Annotated in this window: 19 protein-coding genes; 15 read left to right on the forward strand and 4 right to left on the reverse strand. The window is 53.3% G+C overall.

From position 1 onward, the window contains the following. The first annotated feature begins 465 nt into the window (after nucleotides 1-465). A complete protein-coding gene (locus tag Q4551_RS13810) occupies nucleotides 466-1,548 on the forward strand; it encodes a hypothetical protein (protein ID WP_303434450.1) in 1,083 nt (360 codons plus the stop codon). A 276-nt stretch (nucleotides 1,549-1,824) separates the two neighbouring features. On the opposite strand, the gene Q4551_RS13815 is transcribed toward Q4551_RS13810, so the two are convergent. Next, entirely contained in the window at nucleotides 1,825-2,862 is a 1,038-nt protein-coding gene (locus tag Q4551_RS13815) for a helix-turn-helix domain-containing protein (RefSeq protein WP_303434451.1), read from the reverse strand. 730 nt (nucleotides 2,863-3,592) lie between these two features. Between Q4551_RS13815 and Q4551_RS13820 the strand changes: the two genes are divergently transcribed. From Q4551_RS13820 to Q4551_RS13830, 3 genes are read left to right on the forward strand one after another with little or no spacing between them, the layout of a single operon-like run. Continuing rightward, nucleotides 3,593-4,645 (forward strand): TRAP transporter substrate-binding protein, encoded by a 1,053-nt coding sequence (locus Q4551_RS13820; protein ID WP_303434452.1) that lies wholly within the window; start codon nucleotides 3,593-3,595, stop codon nucleotides 4,643-4,645. Beyond that, a complete protein-coding gene (locus Q4551_RS13825) occupies nucleotides 4,642-5,160 on the forward strand; it encodes a TRAP transporter small permease (RefSeq protein ID WP_303434453.1) in 519 nt (172 codons plus the stop codon). Before Q4551_RS13820 ends, Q4551_RS13825 begins: the two co-directional genes overlap by 4 nt. After that, on the forward strand, nucleotides 5,157-6,476 hold the full coding sequence (locus Q4551_RS13830) for a TRAP transporter large permease (RefSeq protein ID WP_303434454.1): 1,320 nt from the start codon (nucleotides 5,157-5,159) through the stop codon (nucleotides 6,474-6,476). The genes Q4551_RS13825 and Q4551_RS13830 overlap by 4 nt, the downstream gene beginning before the upstream one ends. 153 nt (nucleotides 6,477-6,629) lie before the next feature. Here Q4551_RS13830 and Q4551_RS13835 read toward each other — a convergent pair whose 3' ends face one another. Then, nucleotides 6,630-7,565 carry a DMT family transporter gene (locus Q4551_RS13835; protein ID WP_303434455.1) on the reverse strand — a complete coding sequence of 312 codons (936 nt, stop codon included), beginning with the start codon at nucleotides 7,563-7,565 and terminating at the stop codon, nucleotides 6,630-6,632. Nucleotides 7,566-7,924: 359 nt separating this feature from the next. Here Q4551_RS13835 and Q4551_RS13840 point away from each other — a divergent pair, with 359 nt between their 5' ends. Together Q4551_RS13840 and Q4551_RS13845 are read left to right on the forward strand one after the other, a co-directional pair. Then, nucleotides 7,925-9,148 carry a nucleoside recognition domain-containing protein gene (locus Q4551_RS13840; protein WP_303434456.1) on the forward strand — a complete coding sequence of 408 codons (1,224 nt, stop codon included), beginning with the start codon at nucleotides 7,925-7,927 and terminating at the stop codon, nucleotides 9,146-9,148. A 76-nt stretch (nucleotides 9,149-9,224) separates the two neighbouring features. Further along, on the forward strand, nucleotides 9,225-9,776 hold the full coding sequence (locus tag Q4551_RS13845; protein ID WP_303434457.1) for a DUF2889 domain-containing protein: 552 nt from the start codon (nucleotides 9,225-9,227) through the stop codon (nucleotides 9,774-9,776). 89 nt (nucleotides 9,777-9,865) lie between these two features. Here the strand turns inward: Q4551_RS13845 and Q4551_RS13850 are convergent, their stop codons facing one another. Together Q4551_RS13850 and Q4551_RS13855 are read right to left on the reverse strand one after the other, a co-directional pair. Next, on the reverse strand, nucleotides 9,866-10,861 hold the full coding sequence (locus tag Q4551_RS13850; protein WP_303434458.1) for a YafY family protein: 996 nt from the start codon (nucleotides 10,859-10,861) through the stop codon (nucleotides 9,866-9,868). Nucleotides 10,862-11,349: 488 nt separating this feature from the next. After that, complete coding sequence (locus Q4551_RS13855; RefSeq protein ID WP_303434459.1) at nucleotides 11,350-12,288, reverse strand: ABC transporter substrate-binding protein; 939 nt, start codon at nucleotides 12,286-12,288, stop codon at nucleotides 11,350-11,352. A gap of 877 nt (nucleotides 12,289-13,165) precedes the next feature. Between Q4551_RS13855 and tsaA the strand changes: the two genes are divergently transcribed. The 9 genes from tsaA (at nucleotide 13,166) to Q4551_RS13900 (ending at nucleotide 22,507) form a co-directional block, all read left to right on the forward strand. Beyond that, nucleotides 13,166-13,648, forward strand: coding sequence for a tRNA (N6-threonylcarbamoyladenosine(37)-N6)-methyltransferase TrmO (tsaA, locus tag Q4551_RS13860; RefSeq protein WP_303434460.1), 483 nt, complete (start codon nucleotides 13,166-13,168; stop codon nucleotides 13,646-13,648). A 721-nt stretch (nucleotides 13,649-14,369) separates the two neighbouring features. After that, complete coding sequence (gene dmpE / locus Q4551_RS13865) at nucleotides 14,370-15,155, forward strand: 2-oxopent-4-enoate hydratase (RefSeq protein ID WP_303434461.1); 786 nt, start codon at nucleotides 14,370-14,372, stop codon at nucleotides 15,153-15,155. A gap of 26 nt (nucleotides 15,156-15,181) precedes the next feature. Further along, complete coding sequence (locus Q4551_RS13870; protein ID WP_303434462.1) at nucleotides 15,182-16,096, forward strand: acetaldehyde dehydrogenase (acetylating); 915 nt, start codon at nucleotides 15,182-15,184, stop codon at nucleotides 16,094-16,096. A gap of 18 nt (nucleotides 16,097-16,114) precedes the next feature. Beyond that, the gene (dmpG, locus tag Q4551_RS13875) at nucleotides 16,115-17,137 is read left to right on the forward strand and encodes a 4-hydroxy-2-oxovalerate aldolase (RefSeq protein WP_303434463.1); all 1,023 of its coding nucleotides are present in this window, start codon (nucleotides 16,115-16,117) and stop codon (nucleotides 17,135-17,137) included. 154 nt (nucleotides 17,138-17,291) lie between these two features. Next, a complete protein-coding gene (dmpH, locus tag Q4551_RS13880; protein WP_303434464.1) occupies nucleotides 17,292-18,089 on the forward strand; it encodes a 2-oxo-3-hexenedioate decarboxylase in 798 nt (265 codons plus the stop codon). A 133-nt stretch (nucleotides 18,090-18,222) separates the two neighbouring features. Beyond that, a complete protein-coding gene (locus Q4551_RS13885; protein WP_303434465.1) occupies nucleotides 18,223-19,170 on the forward strand; it encodes a ketopantoate reductase family protein in 948 nt (315 codons plus the stop codon). Between the two features lie 237 nt (nucleotides 19,171-19,407). Next, the gene (locus Q4551_RS13890; protein ID WP_303434466.1) at nucleotides 19,408-20,583 is read left to right on the forward strand and encodes an ABC transporter substrate-binding protein; all 1,176 of its coding nucleotides are present in this window, start codon (nucleotides 19,408-19,410) and stop codon (nucleotides 20,581-20,583) included. Nucleotides 20,584-20,665: 82 nt separating this feature from the next. Further along, complete coding sequence (locus tag Q4551_RS13895; RefSeq protein WP_303434467.1) at nucleotides 20,666-21,529, forward strand: branched-chain amino acid ABC transporter permease; 864 nt, start codon at nucleotides 20,666-20,668, stop codon at nucleotides 21,527-21,529. 15 nt (nucleotides 21,530-21,544) lie between these two features. Next, nucleotides 21,545-22,507, forward strand: a complete 963-nt coding sequence (locus Q4551_RS13900) for a branched-chain amino acid ABC transporter permease (RefSeq protein WP_303434468.1) — start codon at nucleotides 21,545-21,547, stop codon at nucleotides 22,505-22,507. Nucleotides 22,508-22,685 lie beyond the last annotated feature (178 nt).

Raw genomic sequence — 22,685 nt, forward strand, 5'->3', positions numbered from 1 at the left:
CCTGAATGGAGGATAGTGATTATCACTGGTACTTTTTTGACATCATTTGGGGAGGAGTCCGGTGTGTCAGGATGGTTTTGACTGCGTTGGGTTCGATCGTCACCCATTCCGATTGCTGGGGAATAGGGTTGAGATTACTGGGGTTTTCAGGGGCTGGTGTGGGTGGCCTGGGGTTGATGGCTATTGGGCTGGTTGTGGCTGGTTCTGTTGCGGGCTGGTTGTCGGCCATAACAAAAAGTAACCCGTTGTGACCCATAATCGATGAAAAAAATCTCTGGTATCTCAAAAAGTTATGGCAGCAAGCGGTAATTCGATGGCTTTTTACACGCAGCGTATGGTGTTTTCAATATATGTACAGCCTTTCTGATAAGGCTGTACGACACTGGAGGGGTTGATTGACTGACGCTTGTTTGACAGCAGAGCAACCGTTGGAGAACGAAAACAATAAATAATAAAGGCGTAAACATGAAGAAGCATACATTAGCTTTGGCTATTGCATCATCCGTACTGGCATCCGCTGCCGGTGCAGGACAAGTCGCTGAAATGAATGGCGTCACCTACAGCGTTGGCGGTTACATCAAGGCAGAAGGCGTGTTTAACCGTCCGGATGCCGATGCCGCTAACGATGTCAGTAATTCTTTTGATGCGACTGCTCGTCAGTCTCGTCTGAATTTCAAAACCGAGCGTGTTGTGGATGGCCATAAAATCACGACCTTTATTGAGGGTGACTTTTACGGCGGTTATTTCAACTCTTCAACTTATGACTGGCGTTTGCGTCACGCTTATATGCAAATCGATAAGGTTACTCTGGGGCAAACCTGGAGTGGTGCTTTCTTTGCAACCGCTCCAATGGATGCTGCCCAGGTTAACTTCTGGGGTCCTGGTCTTGGTACGATTGGTGGTAACGGCGGTACCGTTCGCCCGAACCTGGTGATGCATTACACCTCTGGCCCGGTTCGTATCAGCTTGCAGGACCCTGTGAATACCGGTGCGGCTTTCCCGGACATGGTGGCGGCTTATACCCAACGTTTTGAAGGTGGCTCCGGCTACACTGTCGCGGCGGTTGGCCGTGATGTCGCTCAGGGCGATGGTTCCAACAATGACGATGAAAACTCCGTCTTTGGTGGTGGTTTCTCTTTCGCCGGTAAACTGGGTATGGGTGATGTCACTCTGTACGGCAGTGCTTACACTGGTAAAGGCCTGGGCGTTTACACCGGTTTTGGTGTTGCAGGAGCTTATGGTGGGAAAAACTCCGATGCGGAAGATGGCAAGCTGGTACAACAAACCGGTTATACCGCCGCAGTGGCTTACCAGGTTAACGAAAAAACCAAAGCCACCATTCGTATGGCTCACATTGGTGTCGATGATGACGCTGACAGCGAGCTGAATGCCATGAATGCCAACGTGATCTACAACTACACCAAGGGTCTGGATCTGGGGGTTGAATTCCGTAAGCAGGACGTGGGTACATTAAACAACACCAGCACTTTCCCTAACATCCGTCCGAAGGGTAAGCAGCTGGAAGTGATGGCCATTTACAAGTTCTGATCCCGGAGCCGGGCAGCAACGGTTGTGGTGTGCTGTCCGGTCGGGCCTGACGCGCTGTTTGAAAAACAGCTCCGTCAATGTGTTTGTTATCGTTGTTCTGCAAGCAAGAGTGGCCACACTCTTGTTACAACAGGAAACCGGGCTTGCCCGGTTTTTTTGTGTCTGTCTGTGGGCAGGGTGAGGATAAAAGGCATGTGGTTTTTGACGAACCAGGTGCTCCATTCAGTCAGTAGCTCCATCCAGTAGCCCAGAGTGAGCTCCGGATTAAATACCGGATTAAATAGATGCCCCCGCTGGGGCAGTGGCATCTTGCTGGCGGCGTTTGCGCAGCGTCTCAGAGGGTGATTCGCCATACTGTTCGCGGAAGTAAGCGGCAAAACGACTGAGGTTGGTAAAGCCGTAGCGGGTCGCGATATGAGTGATGTTGTGCTCTGGGCAGTGCTGGATATCGGCGTAGGCGGCTTCAAGTTTGCGGTGGCGGATAAATACCGAGGGTGTGATCCCCAACTCCCGATTAAACAGGTTGTAGAGAGTTTTGACGCTGACCTTGCAGGCAGAAGCAATATCACGGAGATCAAAATCTTCGGTGATATGGGTCATCACCAGCTGCCGTACCTGTTCAATTTGCGGGTGTTTGCTGATGGTTGGCTGTCCGGGTTGTTGTTGCTGGATCGTGACACTGTCCAGCAGGGTATCGTACAGCAGCTGTTCATAGCAGCGCCGGGTGGCCGCTGTGATCGGGCGTGAGGCCGAAGCTCGCATCGCCTGCAGAATATGATAAAGCGCTTCTGGCAGGGCGTCATCGGTATCAGAAAGCTGCAAGGTGAGGTCAGCCGTATCGCTATTGTGATCCTGGGAATACCCCATCGCGGCCAGGGCTTGCAGCAACTCCGGGGCCGGAATGGATAACGTCATCACCCGGCAGCCTGGTGGATAACCCAGCACTAGCGCCGTGCCCGGATTCAGCAAGCATCCAGTATGGGTTGGCGGCTCTGGTTGCCTGGTGTTGTGCGGATTTTCAGGGTGACTTTCGATCACCAGCAACAACAGATAACTGTCGGCACTGGTGCGGCAGAGCAGTTCGGTCTGCTCAACAAAGAGCAGCTCGGAAATCATCAGTTTGCCAAACAATTTGCACTCGTGTTGCTGCAGCGCCGGTACGGCAGCGGTGTGAGTATCCGCGCCCGGGCGTAACAAGAGAGCTGCCCCTGAACGGTTGTCCAGTCGCCACCGTGGCAGCGATGGATTGTCCGGTTCTGACGGATAGGGAACCAGTGTCAGGGTGGCGGGCAGGGACATCGATGTATCAGGCATAAATCCCCTCGTACTATGTGGTTGAATCCCTGAATACCGTCAGCATGCTGCTGGTACTTAAATGACATACTGATTGTCCGGTGCATCCATCGATCGGCACAGCAGCGCGAGTCGCGCCTGTTTTTCTGTCGGCCAGTATGCCTGCAACATCTTGGCTTGTGCTACTCATCCGGTATTCCAATTTTCTCCGAGTGCTATTTGTTTTTGCTATAGCCTGAAGCTGTTGCGAGTGCTGCCAACAGCTTCTGATCACGCTGTTCGGCCAACATGACCGAGCCACGGCTGGCTGCTCAGAGTCAGCCGGATTTTATCCATAATAAGCTAAAAAGAGGCTGTTTATGGGGGTTTGTCGGGCTTTTTGCTGGCTGTTGATGGGATATTAAAAGGCTATTTATGAGATATTGACAGGCTGGTTTGTACCATCAAAAGCGTTGTCTAATAACGTTAAAAACAGAAGAGATTGCCATCGATAGATAACCTCTATGCAAAAAATGAATGGCTCTTATGCTTATTTAATTATCTGCATGGCGGCTCGGGATGCTAGCTTGATACCGTTGATCAAGTTGCTGTTTAGTAACTGCCAGTTGCCATGATCCAGTGAGTGTACTGGTGCCAATAAGGATGAATTACATCCAGACAAAAATGTCGGTCAAACCCTCAGACAGTTCCTGGGGTGCATGATTTTGCTGGTGGCAAGATATGCCCGATAAAAATAACAAGGTGACAAACAATGAAATTGAAAAAGCTGCTCCTGACGTTGAGCCTTACCGTTGCTGGTATGGCAACCTTGAACACCCAGGCTGCTGAACCTGAATTTACCTTCAAGTTACATCACTTCCTGACGCCGTTGTCCGCGGCTCACCAAAAAATGATGGTGCCCTGGGCCAACAAGGTGATGGCAGAGTCCGATGGCCGTATCAAAATCGATATTTATCCGGCAATGCAGTTGGGTGGCAAACCGCCGCAGCTGTTTGACCAGGCCCGTAAAGGCGTAGCCGATATTGTCTGGACAGTCGGTGGTTATACTCCGGGCCGTTTCTCGAAAGCTGGTGTGTTTGAATTGCCCTTTATGCCCGCCAGTGCCGAAGCAACCAGTATGGCGATGCAGGAGTATGCCGAAACAGAAATGCAGGATGAGCTGAGCGATGTGCATTTGCTGGCCATTCATACCCATGCTCCGGGTGCACTGCATTCCCGTGACGTGCTGATCAAGACCACTGCGGATATGGAAGGCCTGAAAATGCGGGCACCCAACAAAGCGATGGCTGAAGCCTTCAGTCTGGTCGGCGGTTCCCCGGTATTTATGCCGGTGCCAGCCCTGCCGAGTGCCTTGTCCAAAGGGGTTGTGGATGTAGCGGTGATGCCGTTTGAGGTGGTTAACCCGCTAAAAATACAGCAGTTGGCACCCAACCATACCGAGATCAAGGGTGAACACGGTCTGTATACCCAGTTCTTCCTCTTTACCATGAACAAGAAAGCCTACGCGAAATTACCCGCGGATTTAAAACAGGTGATCGATAACAACTCCGGTATCAACGAAGCCCGCCGTTTGGGTCATGCCATGGACCTGGCCGAGCTGCCGGGATATGCCGCTTCTGAAGCAGAAAACAACCCCTTCTATACCCTGACAGAGGAAGAAACGGCTCGCTGGAAGCAAACCATGCAACCGGTGACTGACGACTGGATAGAAGATATGAATGACGACGGCGAAAATGGTACGGCACTGTACAAAAAAGCCGTTAGCCTGATCAAAAAATACCAGCAGGTCGTTAGTGGCTCATGACTGATATATCCCTGACCCAGCCAGTCTGGCTGGAACAGGTACGTCTCGGTATGGCATGGCTGTCCCGTCAGTTCGCACTGTTGGGCGGTTTTTTGATGCTGATGTTGGCCACCATGACGGTGATCAGCATCACCGGTCGTACGCTGTTTGGTGCTGCTATCGAAGGTGATTACGAGCTGGTGGAAGCTGGCCTGGGTATAACCGTCTTTCTGTTTTTACCGGAAGGCCACCGTTGTAACGGCCATGTGGTGGTGGATATTTTCACCAATAACCTGGCCCCGCGATCCGTCGCCTTGCTGGAAACGGTGGGGGAAGTGTTTTTCCTGATCGTATCACTGGTACTGATCTGGCAGCTGACGCTGGGCGGTATCGATGCCTACGACTATATGGAGCAGAGTATGCTTCTGGAACTGCCGCTCTGGATTGTGTTTGTACCGGGCGTATTGTCTTCCGCCCTGATTGCCCTGACGAGCCTTGATCGTATCGTCACTTTTGTACGTGGAGCCGGGAAATGAGCAATGTAGAACTGGCCTTTGCCATGATGGCATTGCTGATGGTGTTGATGGCGCTGCGTATTCCGATCGCGCTGTCGATGATGGCCTGTGGCGCTCTGGGTTATGGCCTGCTGGCCGGGCCGGAGTCGGTGCTGAACTATATGGGCACGGTACCGGTGTCCAAGTTTTCCACCTTCGACCTGTCGGTGGTACCGTTATTCTTGCTGATGGGCGAACTGGCCACCCGTGCCGGTATTACCCGTGAACTGTTTCGTACCTGCAACGTCTGGGTCGGACAGTTAAGAGGCGGTTTGGCGATGGCGTCGATTTCCGGCTGTGCCGCGTTCGGAGCGATTTGTGGTTCCTCACTGGCCACTGCCTCCACCATGGGCAAGGTCGCCTTGCCAGAAATGAAAGCCAATAATTATCAGCCGGGTCTGGCTGCCGGAGCGCTGGCGGCAGGGGGAACCCTGGGGATTCTTATTCCGCCATCAATGGTGCTGATTATCTTCTCGGTACTGACCGAACAAAATATCGCCAAAATGTTTCTGGCAGCCTTTGTTCCGGGTTTTATGGCGGCGTTCGGCTATATGCTGGCGATTGCGATTTATGTACGACTGAAACCGGACTCCGGCCCGGCCGGGCCAAAAACCACGTGGGTGCAGAAATTTCGTTCCACCGGTGATGTCTGGCATATTTCGGTGATTTTTCTGATTGTTCTGGGCGGTATTTATGCCGGTATCTTTACCCCTACCGAAGCCGCCTCTGTCGGAGTGATCCTGACGGCCATTCTGGCTTTTACCCATGGCAAGATGCGGTTGGCGGATTTTCGCGACAGCATTCTTAAAACGGCGGTATCGACGGCGATGATTTTTTTCATCCTGTTGGGTGCCGACCTGTTCAGCGTTTTTATTGCGCTGACGCAGTTACCCTCATTGGGTGCCGATATGATTCTGGCTGCCGACCTGTCGCCGTATCTGGTGCTGACAATCATGTTGCTGACCTATCTGATTCTGGGCTGTTTTATGGATAGCCTGGCGATGATCTTGCTGACCATTCCGATCTACTACCCGATTATTGCGGTGATGGATTTTGGTATGCCGGCGGAAGATCTGGGCATCTGGTTTGGTATTATTGCGCTGGTGGTGGTTGAAGTCGGTTTGATTACGCCGCCGGTAGGCATGAACGTATTTATCATCAAGTCCTTCGACAAGGATTTGCTGATGACGGATGCATTCAAGGGTGTGATTCCGTTCCTGCTCTCGGATATCTTGCGGGTAATTCTGATGATCATCTTCCCGGGCATCACCTTGTGGGCGGTGCATTTGCTGGGCTGATACAGGATTCTGCTTGTTGGTTATTCGGCTGGTTAGAAGACAGTGTGTGTTTTTCACCACTGTCTTTTTTTATGCCGGTTGTTTGTTGTTTGTTGTCGGCCAGTGACCAGTGACCAGGCGTGTGGTCGCCATGAGTGGCGGAGTACCGGCTTTTTATTGTGGCAACCCATCCTGATGCCGCCGTGCCCACAACGAGCGGGCCAGCCAGGGTAGACTCAGCCCGACAATGGTAATGGTAATGCCGAGGATCTGGATCAGACTCAGCTGCACCCCCATGGCCAGCGCAATCAAGGCAGCCGACACCGGCACCAAATTAAAATACAGCGAAGCATTGGCAGCACCAATGGCCTTGACGCCCTGAATCCAGAACAGATACGCCAGCACAGAACCAAAGAGGCTGATGTGCAACAACTGCAGCCACTCGATCGGGTTGAGCAGCTGAATTTCTTGCCAGGGGTGAATCTCCTTGAACAGCAGGCCATACACACTGACCGCCAGCCAGCCCGCCGTCATGGTAACCAGGGTAAACGACATGGGAGGCAGCCAGTGGCTGACGCGTTGTGAGGCAATGGTAAAGGCCGCCCAGCACAACATGCCGATGCTGATCAGCAGGTCACCACGATTAAGGCCGTGTTGCAGCAGCGACATAACATCGCCGTTGGTAATCACCAGAGTTGCGCCGATCAGGCCAATGGTCAGACTGATCCACTGTTGAACCGAGAGCCAGCGGCGGGCCAGTGCTCCCGCTGCAATCGACGTCACCAATGGACTGAGCGCCATGATCAGGGCACCGTTGGTGGCCTCGGTGTAGGGCAAACCTTCGTAAAGAGCGAGGTTGAAACTGCCCACCCCGAGCACGCCAAGTGCCGCCAGAACCAGATATTGCGATCCGCTCAGTGTCGGCCAGGGCTTGCGCTGCACCAGCAGATAAAGACAGACACAGACCAGCGCGATCAGAAACCGCCACATCAGCAATGACAGCCCGGAAACCGATTGCAACAGGACTTTGGAAATAGGAAACACACTGCCCCAGCAAATCACGCAAATCAGCAGCATGAGAACAGGCGTGGCTCGGGCTGGCAGGTTCATGGAAGCTCCAGGTTAGATAAACGCCCAGCTTATGGGTTCCTGTGCCAGTCGCAAGCACTAACTTGGTAATGTTCGCCGCGACAACGGTGCCGGATAGCAAAGAATCATTATTTTTTACAGCGCCAGGGAACCAAATGCCGGTAAGTACCTCTTAACACAAGCAGTTTCATTGTTTATCTGCTCTCCCTCTGTTAGATCTAGTTTTGACGGCCCTTGTGGCCGTTTTTTTTGGGATTTTTTCTGGCGCTGGTCGATGGCGTTGAGGTGTTCTGCAGGGCAGGGTGTCGAGCCTGGTTGCTGGACATTCACCACTGAGTGCGTATAAATCGAAGCTCAATGCAGATAGTCGGGAGCCGTGCTTGAATCTTGTTTGGGCGTTGTTTTTTCTGGTCGGTTTTGCCACGGCTCTGGTGCGTTGGGCCGGCGGTGACAGCGAGGTGTTTCAGCAACTGGTGAATGCCAGTTTCGATATGGCGACCCTTTCGGTTGATATTGCTATCGGGCTGATCGGTCTGCTGGCGTTGTGGTCGGGGCTGTTTGCCATCGCCGAAAAAACCGGTGTTATTCACTGGCTCGGCCGAGGCTTGGCACCGCTGTTTCGGCGGCTGATGCCGGAAGTGCCTGCGGGACATGAAGCACAAGGGGCTATCACCATGAACCTGGCTGCCAATATGCTGGGGTTGGATAACGCCGCCACGCCGCTGGGCATCAAGGCGATGCAGGCTCTGCAAACACTGAATCCTCTCAAAGATACCGCCAGTAATGCCCAGATCCTGTTTCTGGTGCTGAATACCTCCTCTGTCACTTTATTGCCCGTCACCATTTTTATGTACCGTACCCAGTTGGGCGCGGCGAATCCTGCTGATGTATTTGTACCCATTTTATTGGCCACCACCGCGTCCACATTGACGGGTTTGCTGGCGGTGATGTGGTGGCAAAAAATCCGTCTGGATGCCGTACTGCTGGCGTATCTGGGAGGGCTGGTGGCGCTGGTCGCGACCATGGTTTTCTGGCTTGGGTCATTACCGGTGGAGCAACTGGCGGATACCTCACAGCAGCTGGCCAACGGTATCATTATGTTGTTGATCGTCAGTCTGATTGCTGCCGGGTTATGGCGGCGACAGCCAGTGTATGAGCAGTTTGTTTGCGGCGCCAAAAGCGGTTTTGAAACCGCGGTGCAGTTGATTCCTTATCTGCTGGCGATGCTGGTGGCGATTGGTGTTTTTCGTGCCAGTGGTGCCCTTGACCTGTTGCTGGATGGCGTGCGCTGGTTGCTGACGGTATTGGGGGTCAGCACGCTGTTTGTTGATGCCTTGCCGGTGGCGCTGATGAAGCCGTTCAGCGGCAGCGGTGCCCGCGCCATGATGCTGGATGTGATGAATAGCCAGGGCGTCGACTCAGTGGCCGGGCATATTGCGGCGGTAATGCAAGGCAGCACCGAAACCACCTTTTATGTGCTGGCGGTCTATTTTGGTGTGGTGGGTATTACCCGAATCCGTTATGCCCTCTGGGCCGGGTTGCTCTGTGATGGCGTTGGCATGATCACTGCCGTGGTGGTGGGCTTATGGTTTTTTGATGTGTGAAGCCTGAGGTTTGGGTCTCTTGCGGCAAGCCGGTTATCATACCCGGCTGATTTATCGATTCACTGTGAGTATCCGCATGCCCGAAGACATTCGTCCTGTTACCCGTACACCATTACATCGTCGCCAGATTGACGTGCAGGGCTACCTGCGCAGTGATGGCTTGTGGGAAGTGGAAGCCACCATGATGGATACCAAGCACTACGCATTTCATCTGCGTGACAAGGGTGAGCTGCCGGTTGGTTCCCCCTTGCATGACATGACCATGACCCTGGCGGTCGATGATCGCCTGGTGATTCGGGAAGTGCGTGCTGATATGCGTTCCACACCGTATCGGGATTGCTCTGGCGCTGGGCCTCGCTACGACTTGCTGGTCGGTATCAAAATCCGTTCTGGCTGGATCAATGACGTCAAGGAAGCACTCGGCCGTTCGTATGCCTGTACTCATCTGACCGAATTATTGCCGGTGTTGGCAACGGCTGCTTTCCAGACCATTCAAGGTTATCGCCTGCAACATGAGCCTGGTTACGCCAGCAGTCCGGTTAACCGCAAACATATGACGAACACCTGTTATGGCTATCGCGAGGGTGGCCGTGCCGATACGATTTTATGGCAAACAGAAACAGAATGACTGGCCGTATGGTATGCGCTGACGTGGCGCTGGCCTGAGGCGGTGAGTTAGGGATGAATTAGACGGTGAGTCAGGCGCTGGTTTGGGGGTTATTCATACAAGGCCAGCATTTGACGGGTTGTATCCTTGAATTCATCAACCCAGTGTGACGGCGAGGTGACGCGGATATTACGATTCAAACCGTATACCCACCATTTGCTTTCCTGATCGTCGGTGATGGTAGCCACCAGTCGGTACCAGTCACTGCCATCGTCAAGCGGCGTGATTTCCTGTGTTTGACTAAGTGGTGTTTCACCCAGCAGATAAGCCACTTCGGGGGAAATATCGGCTTCAAGGATGATCTCTCCAGCGGGAGTCCAGCCAAATCGCGAGATGTAATCATCGATATTGAATTGCAGGTTTTCGTCGATATTGTCGTCAGATAACGCCGCATTCGCCATGCGGTGCAGTGCAAAAATAACCGGGTTGGTGTGCTGGTTAGCGGTGGCAATCAGATAGTGGATATTGCCTTTACTGACCATTCCCAGAGGGGAAAACAGCAAGGTTTTCGGGTGATCAGCGCTGCGTTTGGCGTACTGGGCAGTAAATTTTTTGCCCAGCAGTAATGCCTGGGTCAGGGTGGCCCATACCTGGGTATCGACGGTGGGTTTGTGCAGCTGTTTCATTCCGGGTAATACCCGTACCCGGTCGGGCCAGGTACTCAGGTGGCTGCCGTGGCGCTGCAGCGTGGCTTCCGCTTCCATAAACTGGGGTTCGATACCCTGGTACACTTCGGCAGGTAACACCTGTTCCAAATAGGGCTTTGCCTGGATATAGCTCAGGGCAATTACGGCATTACTGGTGGGTGCCAGCTCTTTGCGGCCTTTCATAAAAGACCAGGCCTGGCTGCGGCCCTGTTCAGTGCAATAATAAGCGTAATGCTGGGACAGCTCGACCAGATCCCGTTCAACCGTGCGTTTGTGACAAGGGAAGGAAAGATTGAGTTTTTCCCAGATCGCCCGAGTAGTGATCGGCGTCAGGGGCTCTTCCGGAATCATGCGCAGCATCTCCATGCGGCGTGCAAATGTCGAATAATCGTTAGACATATTTCATATCCTTATGAGCATTTGGTTTGTTATTCCACTAGGAGGTGGTATAACGCGAAATAATGTGAATTGTGTCACATAAGCTGCCTAAGTAAAGCAGGTTGGGGAGTCGTCGGTGGGGTGTTTTCCTGATCCACGTGCAAGGCGAGTGCATGGCAGTGCGGGCACTCATCGGGGAGATCGCTCAGTGCTTTGAACTGGGACTGCCAGGTACACTGTGAGCAGCTGACGTGATAGATAAAAGTGAAGGGCTGTTCCATAGTCTTTTCCAATTTAATCCAGATCTGGCGCATTGTTGGCAGTGAGCGCGGCAAATGGCGTCGCGCAGAACACGGAATAATTGGAGAAAATGGACAGCGGTGGTTGCTTGCTCTGTTGCAGGGCTGGATTAACAGAGCGAACCTGGGGGAGACGGCTGCTGAAGCCCGCCGTTATGGGTAGCTGTCGCGATTGAGGGCTACCCGGTGAATAATGGGTGAATGAGGGTATCAGTCCTTGAAGCGTGTCTGGCTGGCATCCAGGGTAGACAGGTGCAGATTCCAGTGTTGCAAACCACTCTCGCTATAAACATGCTCGCCTTTCTGGGATTGGGTATGAGGCAATTTATCTATTGCTGTACCGTTCAGTAGCAATTTGACCAGTCGTGCCGCATGACGGCCTTCATTATACGCTGAGACGGTAAAGCCGCCCGCTGCTTTACCTTTACCAATAAACACATCCCACAAGGCAAAAATCGGAAGGCTCGAGCTGCTGTGAGCCATTTGCATCAGGTCGGTTGGGTCTGCTCGTACGCCCTGGCCGTCCCGAATGGTGTGATACGTGCCGACAATAACAGCGGCGTAGCCATTGGATTTGCCATTGGTGATGGCATTCAGCCAGGTGTCACGATCGTTGGTCAGCAGGATATCCACTTCTGAGCCGTGGATGGTTTCCTTGCGCTGGTCGCCAAAACGTTCCTGGATCGTACTGCGCATGGTGGGAGAATCATCCGCCAGAATCAGGAAGCGATCCGGGTTGGAGACCATCTTGCGTATATGGCGAATGCTTTGGTCAAAAAATGGTCGCTCCTGCACACCGGTCACCCCTTTTTTAAGCAATACCGGGTGCTGTTCTGGCCCACCGTTGATACCGAGAAAGACAATCGGGATACCCAGCGCTTGCAGGGATTCACCCATCAACTCCAGCGCATTGTCGTCACCAATAAGCGCGACTGCCGGCTTTTGTGCCTTGACTCGCTCAAGTATCTGTTGCGCCCGGATTGGCCAGTTATCCTTGGTCAGACGTTTGGTATCGAGGGAATAGGTCTGGATCTGGTGGATTTTACCCAGGCTGTCATCAATGGCTTTGAGGTATTGGGCATCCCATTCGTACTCTGGATGGTAGCTTTCAATAACAGCAATCTGGGCAGCGAAACTGCTCAGAGGCATTATCAGGGCTGTTATACCAGCCAGGAACAATGTGTAGAGTCGGCATCGGGCGACTCGGGTCGTAACATACAAAAACGGCTGGAAGGCAGATAAACAGGGCATGAGAGCGTCCGATTATAGTAATTGGAAAATGATTGTCATATCGATGATGGATTATTCGCTGAGCAGTTTTTTAGCCAGCTGTGCTTATTTTTTTATTAGGTATAGCAAAAAATTACAGATCCGTCTAATGCTCTGAGAGTGAAATTAACAGTCCGTCAATTCAAGCGATTAGCCATATATTGATGACTGAAATATCAATTAAAAACAAACAACACGCCCATGCTCGCCTGTATATAAAACAAGCAAGGCAGTTGGTGTGCTGTGTTGTCTTGCGACGGTATACGACATGATTTTGTCTGAAAGCGTCTCCGGCCGACCATTAAACCTCATAATAACAGCCTGCCGGTGGTGCAGGAGTTATCGGTTTTTAAATGTAATCGATTGATTTTAATGGCTATTTTGTTACGCCGTGCGGTTGTTGTCGCCATGCCATCAGCCGCTGGCTAAGCGGGATGAAAATTGCAGGCAAGTGGTTACCACAAGAAACGCATGATCTCCGCTGGTACGGGTGTCTGGTTACTGCTCGTCGGTATGAGCGTTTTCCCAGACTGGTCGCTGACGGTGTGAGCGGTCTGGGCTGGACGGATTACTGGCGGCAAGGGTTGGGCGAGGGGTGCGTAGCCTGGCTGCAATCCAGTTGCCACGCCATTGCCGGTCGTTGCAAGCCGTTGATCGTGGAGGTCTATAGCGGAGGTTTATCGTGGGGTGTTGCTGCTGGTGTTGTGATCTGAAGCCAGCCGTCAGCGTATAATTGATTAAACTCAGGCAGGACATAATGGATATACATGATATAAGCCCGATCGGAATAATACACTCTCCTTATACTCATATTGCTGGTATGCCCGTTCAGCCCAAGGGTGCTGACGGAGTAGCCGGGCATATTATTCTGGATAAACAATATCAGGAAGGTCTGCAAGATCTCGATGGATTCAGCCATATTTATATCTTTTACTGTTTTCATCAGGCTACCCGGACTGCATTACGTGTAACTCCTTTTATGGATACCCAAGAGCGTGGTGTGTTTTCCACCCGTTCGCCATTACGGCCCAATCATATTGGTATGTCGATTGTGAAGCTGACCGGTATTACAGACAATATCTTGCAAGTGGAAGGGGTGGATGTACTGGACGGCACGCCATTGCTGGATATCAAACCCTATATTGACCAATTTGATGCGATCACCAGCAGCACATCCGGCTGGTTGCAAGCCAGCGAAGCCGACGTTAAAAACCGCCGTTCGGATGAACGCTTCCGCTAAACCTGTAGGGGACATCCATTTAATCCTGCACGGCTCTGCGCGAGTATTGCCGTTGTTCAGGGCAAGGCGACGAATGCAGCGAAATGAGGAGTCCTTTTCAAATTCGTCAACACCGCACTGGACGGCGGCAACCCGCGCCCTTCGGGGGCTGCCGGATGATCTCGACTCGGTGTCGCCGACTTTTGACTTGACCCGTCAGGCCTGCAAGTCGGCTTCGTGATTCGAAACCATCCGGTAGCCCAGAGTGAGCACCAGATTAAATGGATGTCCCCTGTAGATGACTGGCCGTCATAAGTGCTGCTGTCTGCTGTTGGCACCATGGCGGTTGTCCGCCCTGTATCGGACCAGAGCCGTGGTTCTGCGGGCTTTAACGGTTGCTTGGCCGCTACTTGGTCAACAGCCAATCCCGGCTATATCCCCATCTCCCGGTCGGCAAATCTCCCATCGCTGCCATATGGATAACCACATAATCACGGTAGGGCCAGGCTAACACTCATAGTTGGGATCTTGTATTTCAAATTTAGTCGGTTGAGCAGAATTGGCTGAGGAGTACATTGGTTAACACCAACGGCGTCATGACGCTTCGGTTTGGCAAATAGCAATTTAATAATTCCAAACAGATATTTGCCAAATCACATTCCCGTCGCCGCACCCTGATTCAAGCAGTATTTATCGGTCGCAATACTGCTGATTTATTCACCGAGATGGATGGTATTTTTTTATGAATGAAGCTGATATCAAGCAAGCGGGAGACGAGCTGTATAACGCGCTGGTTAACCGTACGACGCTGCGCCCACTGACGGAGCGCTATCCCGACATCACCATCAAGGATGCTTATCACGTTTCATTACGTATGAATGAGCGCCGTATCGAAGCCGGAGAACGCATTATCGGCAAAAAGATTGGTGTTACCTCCAAGGCCGTGCAGAACATGCTCAATGTGCATCAGCCGGATTTCGGTTTTCTGACCGACAAAATGGCCTACAGCCAGGGTCAGGAAATGCCCATCAGTGAGCTGATGATTCAACCGAAAGCCGAAGGCGAAATCGCCTTTGTGCTGAAAAATGACCTGCTAGGCCCCGGCATCACCAATGCCGACGTGCTGGCCGCGACCGACTTTGTGATTCCCTGCTTTGAAATCGTCGACTCCCGCATTGAAAACTGGCAAATCAAGATTGAAGACACCGTGGCTGACAACGCCTCCTGTGGCCTGTTTGTGCTTGGTGATACCGCGGTCAGCCCGCTGGATGTCGACCTGACCAGCTGCGGCATGGTGGTCGAAAAGAACGGGGCGATTATCAGCACCGGTGCCGGTGCCGCAGCTCTGGGTTCCCCGGTGAACTGCGTTACCTGGCTGGCCAATACACTGGGTGAATTTGGTATCCCACTGAAAGCCGGTGAAGTCATTCTGTCTGGCTCTCTGGTACCACTGGAGCCAGTGAAAGCGGGTGATTTTATGTCGGTCAGCATTGGCGGTATCGGTTCTGCCTCCGTTCGTTTCGTATAAGCGCTAGATTCAGCGAGGAAATTTTTATGTCTAAAAAACTCAAAGCCGTCATTATCGGCCCAGGCAATATCGGCACCGATCTGCTGATGAAAATGCAACGTTCCGAATGGATCGAACCGGTCTGGATGGTGGGTATTGACCCGGAATCCGAAGGCCTCAAGCGTGCCGCCGCGATGGGAATCAAAACCTGCGCCACGGGTGTTGATGGCATTCTCGAACAGGTGATAGCCGATGATATCCGCGTCGCCTTTGATGCCACCTCTGCCTATGTGCATGCGGAAAACTCGCGCAAGCTCAATGAGCTGGGGGTGATCATGATCGACCTTACCCCCGCCGCGATTGGCCCTTTTTGCGTGCCGCCGGTGAATCTGGCCGAACACGCCAAAAACCTCGAGATGAACGTCAATATGGTGACGTGTGGTGGTCAGGCCACCATTCCCATGGTGGCCGCCGTCTCTCAGGTACAAGCCGTCGATTATGGTGAAATCATCGCCACTGTGTCGTCCAAATCCGTTGGCCCCGGCACCCGTCAGAACATCGACGAATTCACCCGCACCACCGCTGGCGCTGTCGCCAGGGTCGGGGGCGCCAAACAAGGCAAGGCCATCATCATTATCAACCCGGCTGAACCGCCACTGATGATGCGCGACACCGTCCACTGCCTGACAGCCAGTGAGCCGGATCGTGATGCCATTACCGCATCTGTCCACGCCATGGTCGCCGAAGTACAACAATACGTACCGGGTTACCGCCTGGTGAACGGCCCGGTGTTCGATGGCAACCGGGTGTCCATGTTTATGGAAGTTGAAGGTCTGGGGGATTTCTTGCCCAAGTACGCCGGCAACCTCGACATCATGACCGCCGCCGGTTTGCGTACCGCCGAAATGTTTGCCGAAGAAGCCGCCAGCGGCACCATCACACTGCCAGCCCGTGGCGAATAAGAGACGGAGGAAGAAGCAATGAACCTGAACGGCAAAAATGTGAAATTGCACGACATGTCCCTGCGTGACGGCATGCACGCCAAACGTCATCAGATCAGTGTGGACGACATGGTCTCTATCGCCTGTGCGATGGACGACGCCGGTATGCCACTGATCGAAGTCACCCACGGCGATGGCCTTGGTGGCTCATCGGTGAACTACGGCTTTCCGGCTCACAGCGACGAGGAATACCTGGGCGCTGTGATTCCAAAAATGAAACAGGCAAAAATCTCCGCGCTGCTGCTGCCCGGTATCGGCACCGTAGATCACCTCAAAATGGCCAAAGAGCTGGGTGTCTCCACCATTCGGGTCGCCACCCACTGCACCGAAGCCGACGTTTCCCAGCAACACATCAGCATTGCCCGCGAAATGGATATGGACACCGTCGGCTTCCTGATGATGGCGCATATGGCCTCGCCGGAAAAACTGATCGAACAGGCCAAACTGATGGTCAGCTACGGCGCTAACTGCATTTACTGCACCGACTCTGCCGGTTACATGCTGCCAGACGACGTTACCGAAAAACTGGGTGCCTTGCGTAACGAACTGGACAGCGCCATCGAGCTGGGTTTCCACGGCCATCACAACATGGCCATGGGTGTCGCCAACTCCATTGCGGCCATTGAAGCCGGCGCGGCGCGGATCGATGGATCGGTCGCCGGGCTGGGTGCCGGAGCGGGTAACACGCCGCTGGAAGTACTGTGCGCGGTACTCGACCGCATGGGCTGCCACACCGGCATCGACCTGTTCAAGATCATGGACGTCGCCGAAGACCTGATTACCCCCTTGATGGACCAGATCATCCGTATCGACCGGGATTCCCTGACGCTGGGTTACGCCGGTGTTTACAGCTCCTTCCTGCTGTTTGCCCAACGTGCCGAAAAGAAATACGGCGTCAGCGCCCGCGACATCCTGGTGGAACTGGGTAAGCGTGGCACCGTGGGTGGCCAGGAAGACATGATCGAAGATCTGGCACTGACCATGGCCAAAGCCAAAGGCTAGGACTTCGTTCTACCGTAGCGGGTGCCGCTTCCCATGCCGGATGTGTGGGAAGCCGCAGGCACCGAGTACCCCAATTCTCCAAGTGACCCATTGATGAGGTTACCGCTACATCGGCTATGGGATAGCCGATGTGACACAAACAGAGGCACCGAATATGAGTGACAACAACCTGAATCAGGAACAGATTGCCGCGGCAGCAGCCCATCTGGAACAGGCCGAACTGGAAGCTTACGAAGTCACCAAGCTGACAGACGACTACCCGGAAATGACTTACAAGGATGCGTTTGATATCCAGTGGGAAATTCGCCGTCGTAAAGAAGCGCGTGGCAACAAGATCGTTGGCCTGAAAATGGGCCTGACCAGCTGGGCAAAAATGGCCCAGATGGGCGTTGAGCATCCGTGTTACGGCTTCCTGGCGGATTATTTTGCCGTGTCCGACGGTGGCGAAATCAAAACCGATGAACTGATTCACCCCAAGATTGAAGCCGAAATCGCCTTTGTCACCAAAAAAGCGCTGAAAGGCCCTGGTGTGACCATTGCCGATGCGCTGGCCGCGACCGACTTTGTTTTGCCTGCCGTGGAAGTGATTGACTCCCGCTACAAGGATTTCAAATTTGACCTGAAGAGCGTGATTGCCGATAACTCCTCATCGACCCGGTTTATTACCGGTGGCCAGATGCAACGGGTTGAAAATGTCGACCTGAAAAACTTTGGCGTGGTGATGGAAATCAATGGCGAAGTGATCGCCACCGGTGCAGGTGCCGCGGTACTGGGCCACCCGGCGGCATCGGTTGCCATGCTGGCGAATATGTTTGGCGAGCGTGGTGAAGAAATTCCTGCCGGTACGTTTATTATGACTGGGGGAATCACGGCAGCGGTACAGTGCCAAAAAGGGGATAATTTCAGTGTCCGTTACCAGGGGCTGGGTACCGTTACCGGTCGTTTTGTCTGATCGGGATAAGGGTTCTGGTATGACAACGGCCGCTATGATGCGGCCGTTTTTGTTTTGTGTTTTGGATCGCGACAGACTGCGTACGGCCAGCCAGGCAGCGTCCGTGGCGTGACACTATCAGGAGAAGTCAACAATGAAACTGTTAATGCTGGGAGCCGGTGGCATCGGTTGTTATTACGCCGCCCGGTTAGTGGATGCCGGTCACGATGTGGTATTGGTCGCCCGTGGTGCCCATTTGCAGGCGCTGCAACAGCAAGGGCTGGCCGTCACGCACCCGGACTTTGAACTGACCGCCCCGGTAGCTGCCTGCGATATGGCAGCACTGCAGGCTGATTATCGCTGTGCTGAATTTGATCTGATCATGTTGGCCACCAAGGCCACCGCTACCGCCAGCCTGATGGCAGAATTGGCCGACTGGCTGGGGGTGGCCGATACCCCGGTGTTGTCGTTGCAGAACGGCGTGGGGAATGAGCCGCTGATTGCCGAAGTGATCGGTATGAACAGAACCCTGGGCGGGCTGGCAGTACGGATTGGCGGACATATCATTGCCCCGGGTCAGGTGGCTGCCACCGGTGTGGCGCAAATAGAAATGGGCGCCTGGCCCGATGCGGTGCGCAATCCCGGTTGGCAGCCGACGTTATTGCAATGGCAGGCGGCGCTGGTGACAGCAGGTATTCCTTGCACCCTGAGTGACGATATCCAGCAGGCGTTGTGGCGCAAGCTGGTGATCAACAACGGTGTAAATCCACTGTCGGCACTGACCTGGCTGACCACCCGTTCGATGACTTCCGATCCGGTGTTAGGGCGCATTATCCAGGACATGATGGATGAAACAGTGCGGGCGGCGCAGCATCTGGGTGTGGGCCTGACAGCCCAGGATGCCGCCGATATGTTCCAGTTGATTTCAGACTTTGACGACATCAAAACCTCCATGCTGGTTGACCGGGAAAAAGGCCATCCGCTGGAAGTGGACGAGATCTGTTTACCCGTGATCGAACCTTGCCGCCAGGCAGGACAACCGGCACAGACGACCGAACGTATTCACCGTTTGCTGATGGCCAGCCTGGCGCGAGAGGGCTGAGACCTGATGCTTTGCTGATGCTGTTTTTTTTCGATTTTTCAAACGCTTGCCTGGTAGCAAGCAAGAAGCCGATGGCTGTCTGGCACAGCGGTTTGATATGACGTTTTGACCCTTCATCTGCCTGTTTATCCTCTCTGTGCAAGGAGGGGATAGAGGGCTGCACAAATTGGCTATTTGCCTGAAGAGTGGCGGCTTTAAATGGTCGTACAACTCAATAATAAGAATCCGGGCAAAACTATGAATCATTATAAACCTCTCGTTACCGCTGCTGCGGTGTTGCTTGCTTCCGTGTTGTCCAGCGCTGCCGCTGTCGCCAAGGAAGACCCGATTCGGGTCGGTATCATGTTGCCGTTCAGTGGTGTGTACGCTGCGCTGGGAGATGCCGGTCGCAACGGTTTGAAACTGGCGCTGGAACAAAACGCCGACAAACTGCATGGCCGTACCATTGAATATATTGAAATGGATACCGAAGCCCGCCCGGATCGGGCACCTGAAATTGCGACCGCGTTGATGAGTCAGAAAGACGCAGACTTTATTGTTGGGCCGGTGCATTCCGGGGTCGCCATGGGCATGTTGAAAGTGCTGCGTAACAAAAAGCCGATCATGATCATTCCCAATGCCGGTGCCAACGTGGCAACCGGCCCCTGGTGCGCACCCAATGTATTCCGCACGTCTTTTTCTGCCTGGCAGCCGTCGTACCCGATGGGTCAGGTTGCTCTCGATAAAGGCTACAAAAAAGTGGTGACCATGAGCTGGAACTACAGCTTTGGCAAAGAGAGCCTGGACGCCTTTGAAGAGTCGTTCAGCAAGGGTGGCGGCAAGGTACTGAAGAAGATTCTGGTGCCGTTCCCCAAAACCGAATTCCAGTCCTACATCACAGAAATTGCCGCACTGAAACCGGATGCCGTGTTTGTGTTCTTTGCCGGTGGTGGCGCGGTGAAATTTGTGAAGGATTACAACGCCATGGGCTTGAGCGGCAAGATTCCGCTGCTGGGTTCCGGCTTCCTCACCGAAGGGACACTGGCAGCACAGGGTAACGCGGCCGAAGGCATTGTTACCGGTCTGCACTATGCGGATGAACTGGATATTCCAGCTAACCATCGCTTCCGTGCCGCCTACGCCGCCGAGTTTGGCAAAGATGCCGATCTGTACGGTGTACAGGGGTTTGATACCGGTTTGTTGATCGCCCAGGCGGTGGACAAGTTAAACGGCAATATCAGTGATCGCGACGCCCTGATCCAGGTGATGGAAGACGCCGTTATCCCTAGTCCACGGGGTGAGTTCCACTTCTCCAAAGCCCACAACCCGATCCAGACCATTTACCTCCGCACCGTCGAGAATGGCGTCAACAAGGTGACCGGCATTGCCGCAGAAGCCCTGGAAGACCCGGCTCGCGGCTGTCGAAGTAACTGATCATGCCTTGCCTGCTGCCCGGGCCGGTGATGCCGGGCAGCAGACAAGGGTTTCCGGATGATTCTTCAAGGGGATCGTATTGATGGACTTCGCAATATTTCTGGTCCAGCTGCTGAACGGTTTGCAGTATGGCTTGCTGCTGTTTCTGATTGCATCGGGGCTGACGCTGGTGTTTGGGGTCATGGGGATTCTCAACCTTGCCCACGGCTCCATGTATATGGTCGGGGCTTACCTGGCCTGGTATTTCACCCTGCACACCGACAGTTTTCTGTTGGGAGCGCTGTTGTCGGCAGTGATTGCGTTGGCACTGGGGATAGTGATTGAAAAAACGCTGATCTGCCGCCTGTACAAACGTAATCATCTCGATCAGGTGCTGCTGACCATCGGCATGATCTTTGTGTTTAACGCTCTGCAAAGTCTGCTGTGGGGGAACGACTCCCTCGGGGTGGATGTGCCGGAGCTGCTGAGCGGCTCGATCCAGCTGACCGAACTGGTGGCTTACCCCGTCTATCGACTGTTTGTGGCGGTGCTGTGTCTGGTATTGGCCGCTGGTTTGTACTTGCTGATCAACCGTACCCGGCTGGGTATGTTGATCCGGGCCGGAGAGTCCAACCGCGAGATGGTTGAGTGTCTGGGGATCGATATTAACCGTCTGTACACCATTGTATTTGGTGCCGGGGTAATGTTGGCAGCGTTGGCGGGAGTGATTTCGGCACCGATCGCATCGATTGTGCCCGGTATGGGTGAGCATGTGCTGATCACCTGTTTTGTGGTGGTGGTGATTGGTGGCATGGGCTCGATCAAGGGCGCTTTTGTGGCGGCCTTGATGGTCGGCATTGTCGATACCTTTGCCTCTGTGCTGTTTCCTGCGGTGTCGTCGATGGTGGTGTATATCCTGATGGCAGTGATTTTACTGATCAAGCCACAGGGCCTGTTTTCCAACTAAGGGCGGTATGTCGCGATGATATTTACCAATAAGACCGAACAATTGTTCGTCTGGATATTTTTTCCGCTGGCGTTGCTGTTGCCGTTATTTCTGGAGCAGAACGTTTTTTATATCAACAAGCTGACCACGGTACTGATTTTCGCCATCTTTGTGATGTCGCTGGATTATCTGGTGGGGCGTTGTGGCTTGATCACCCTGGGACACTCGATGTTCTACGGCTTGGGAGGCTATCTGTTTTTTATGATCGCACCGGAGTACGAGGCAGTGAATTTCTGGGTATATACTTTTTATATCTGTGTGATTGCTGCGGTGATTGCCTTGCTGGTGGGTGTGATCGTGCTGCGTACCAGTGGCATCTATATGATTATGATTACGCTGGCGATTGCCCAGATGTGTTTCTATTTTTTCTCCGATTCGATTCATTTTGGCGGCAACGATGGTCTGTTTATTCTGATGAAACCGGATACCAGTCTGTTTGGACTGGCGTTTTTTGACCTCGATAACCCGATTCACTTTTATTACTTCTGCCTGCTGTCGTTATTCAACTGTCTGGCATTCTGGAAGCTGGTGCTGGCATCGCGGTTCGGTCGCATTATGGATGCCGTCAAAAACAATCCGGACCGTACCACGGCGCTGGGCTACAACGTCTTTCTGTTTCGACTGATCAGCTATGTGATGGCGTCGGCGCTGGCATCCTATGCCGGTTATCTGTTTGCCCTGCAATACGGCTACGTCAATCCGTCGATGATGTCCTGGCAGACTTCCGGGTCGGCGTTAGTGATGTCGATTCTGGGGGGGATGGGCAGCATTTATGGGGCGATTCTGGGCACCGCAGTGTACTCCGGTCTGCACTATATCTTTGAACATATGACCGAACACTGGCTGTTGCCGATGGGGCTGATGATTATCGCCATGGTGATGGTGTTCAAATCCGGCATTGCCGGTTTTATCGAGAACTGGGTGGAGCGTCGCAAATGAGCCAGGATATCGTTCTGCAAACCGAAGGGTTGTGCAAATACTGGGGTGGCCTGAAAGCCCTCGACAATATGAATCTGGCTTTCCACGACAAGTCACTGCACTGTTCTGGTTGAATATCCCGGACACCTCAAGAAGAGATAAACTCTTCACCAACAGAGGTGCCAACCATGAGCCAGAA

Origin of the sequence: Oceanobacter sp. 5_MG-2023, assembly GCF_030548165.1 — a bacterium.
Classification (GTDB): Bacteria; Pseudomonadota; Gammaproteobacteria; order Pseudomonadales; family Oceanobacteraceae; genus Oceanobacter.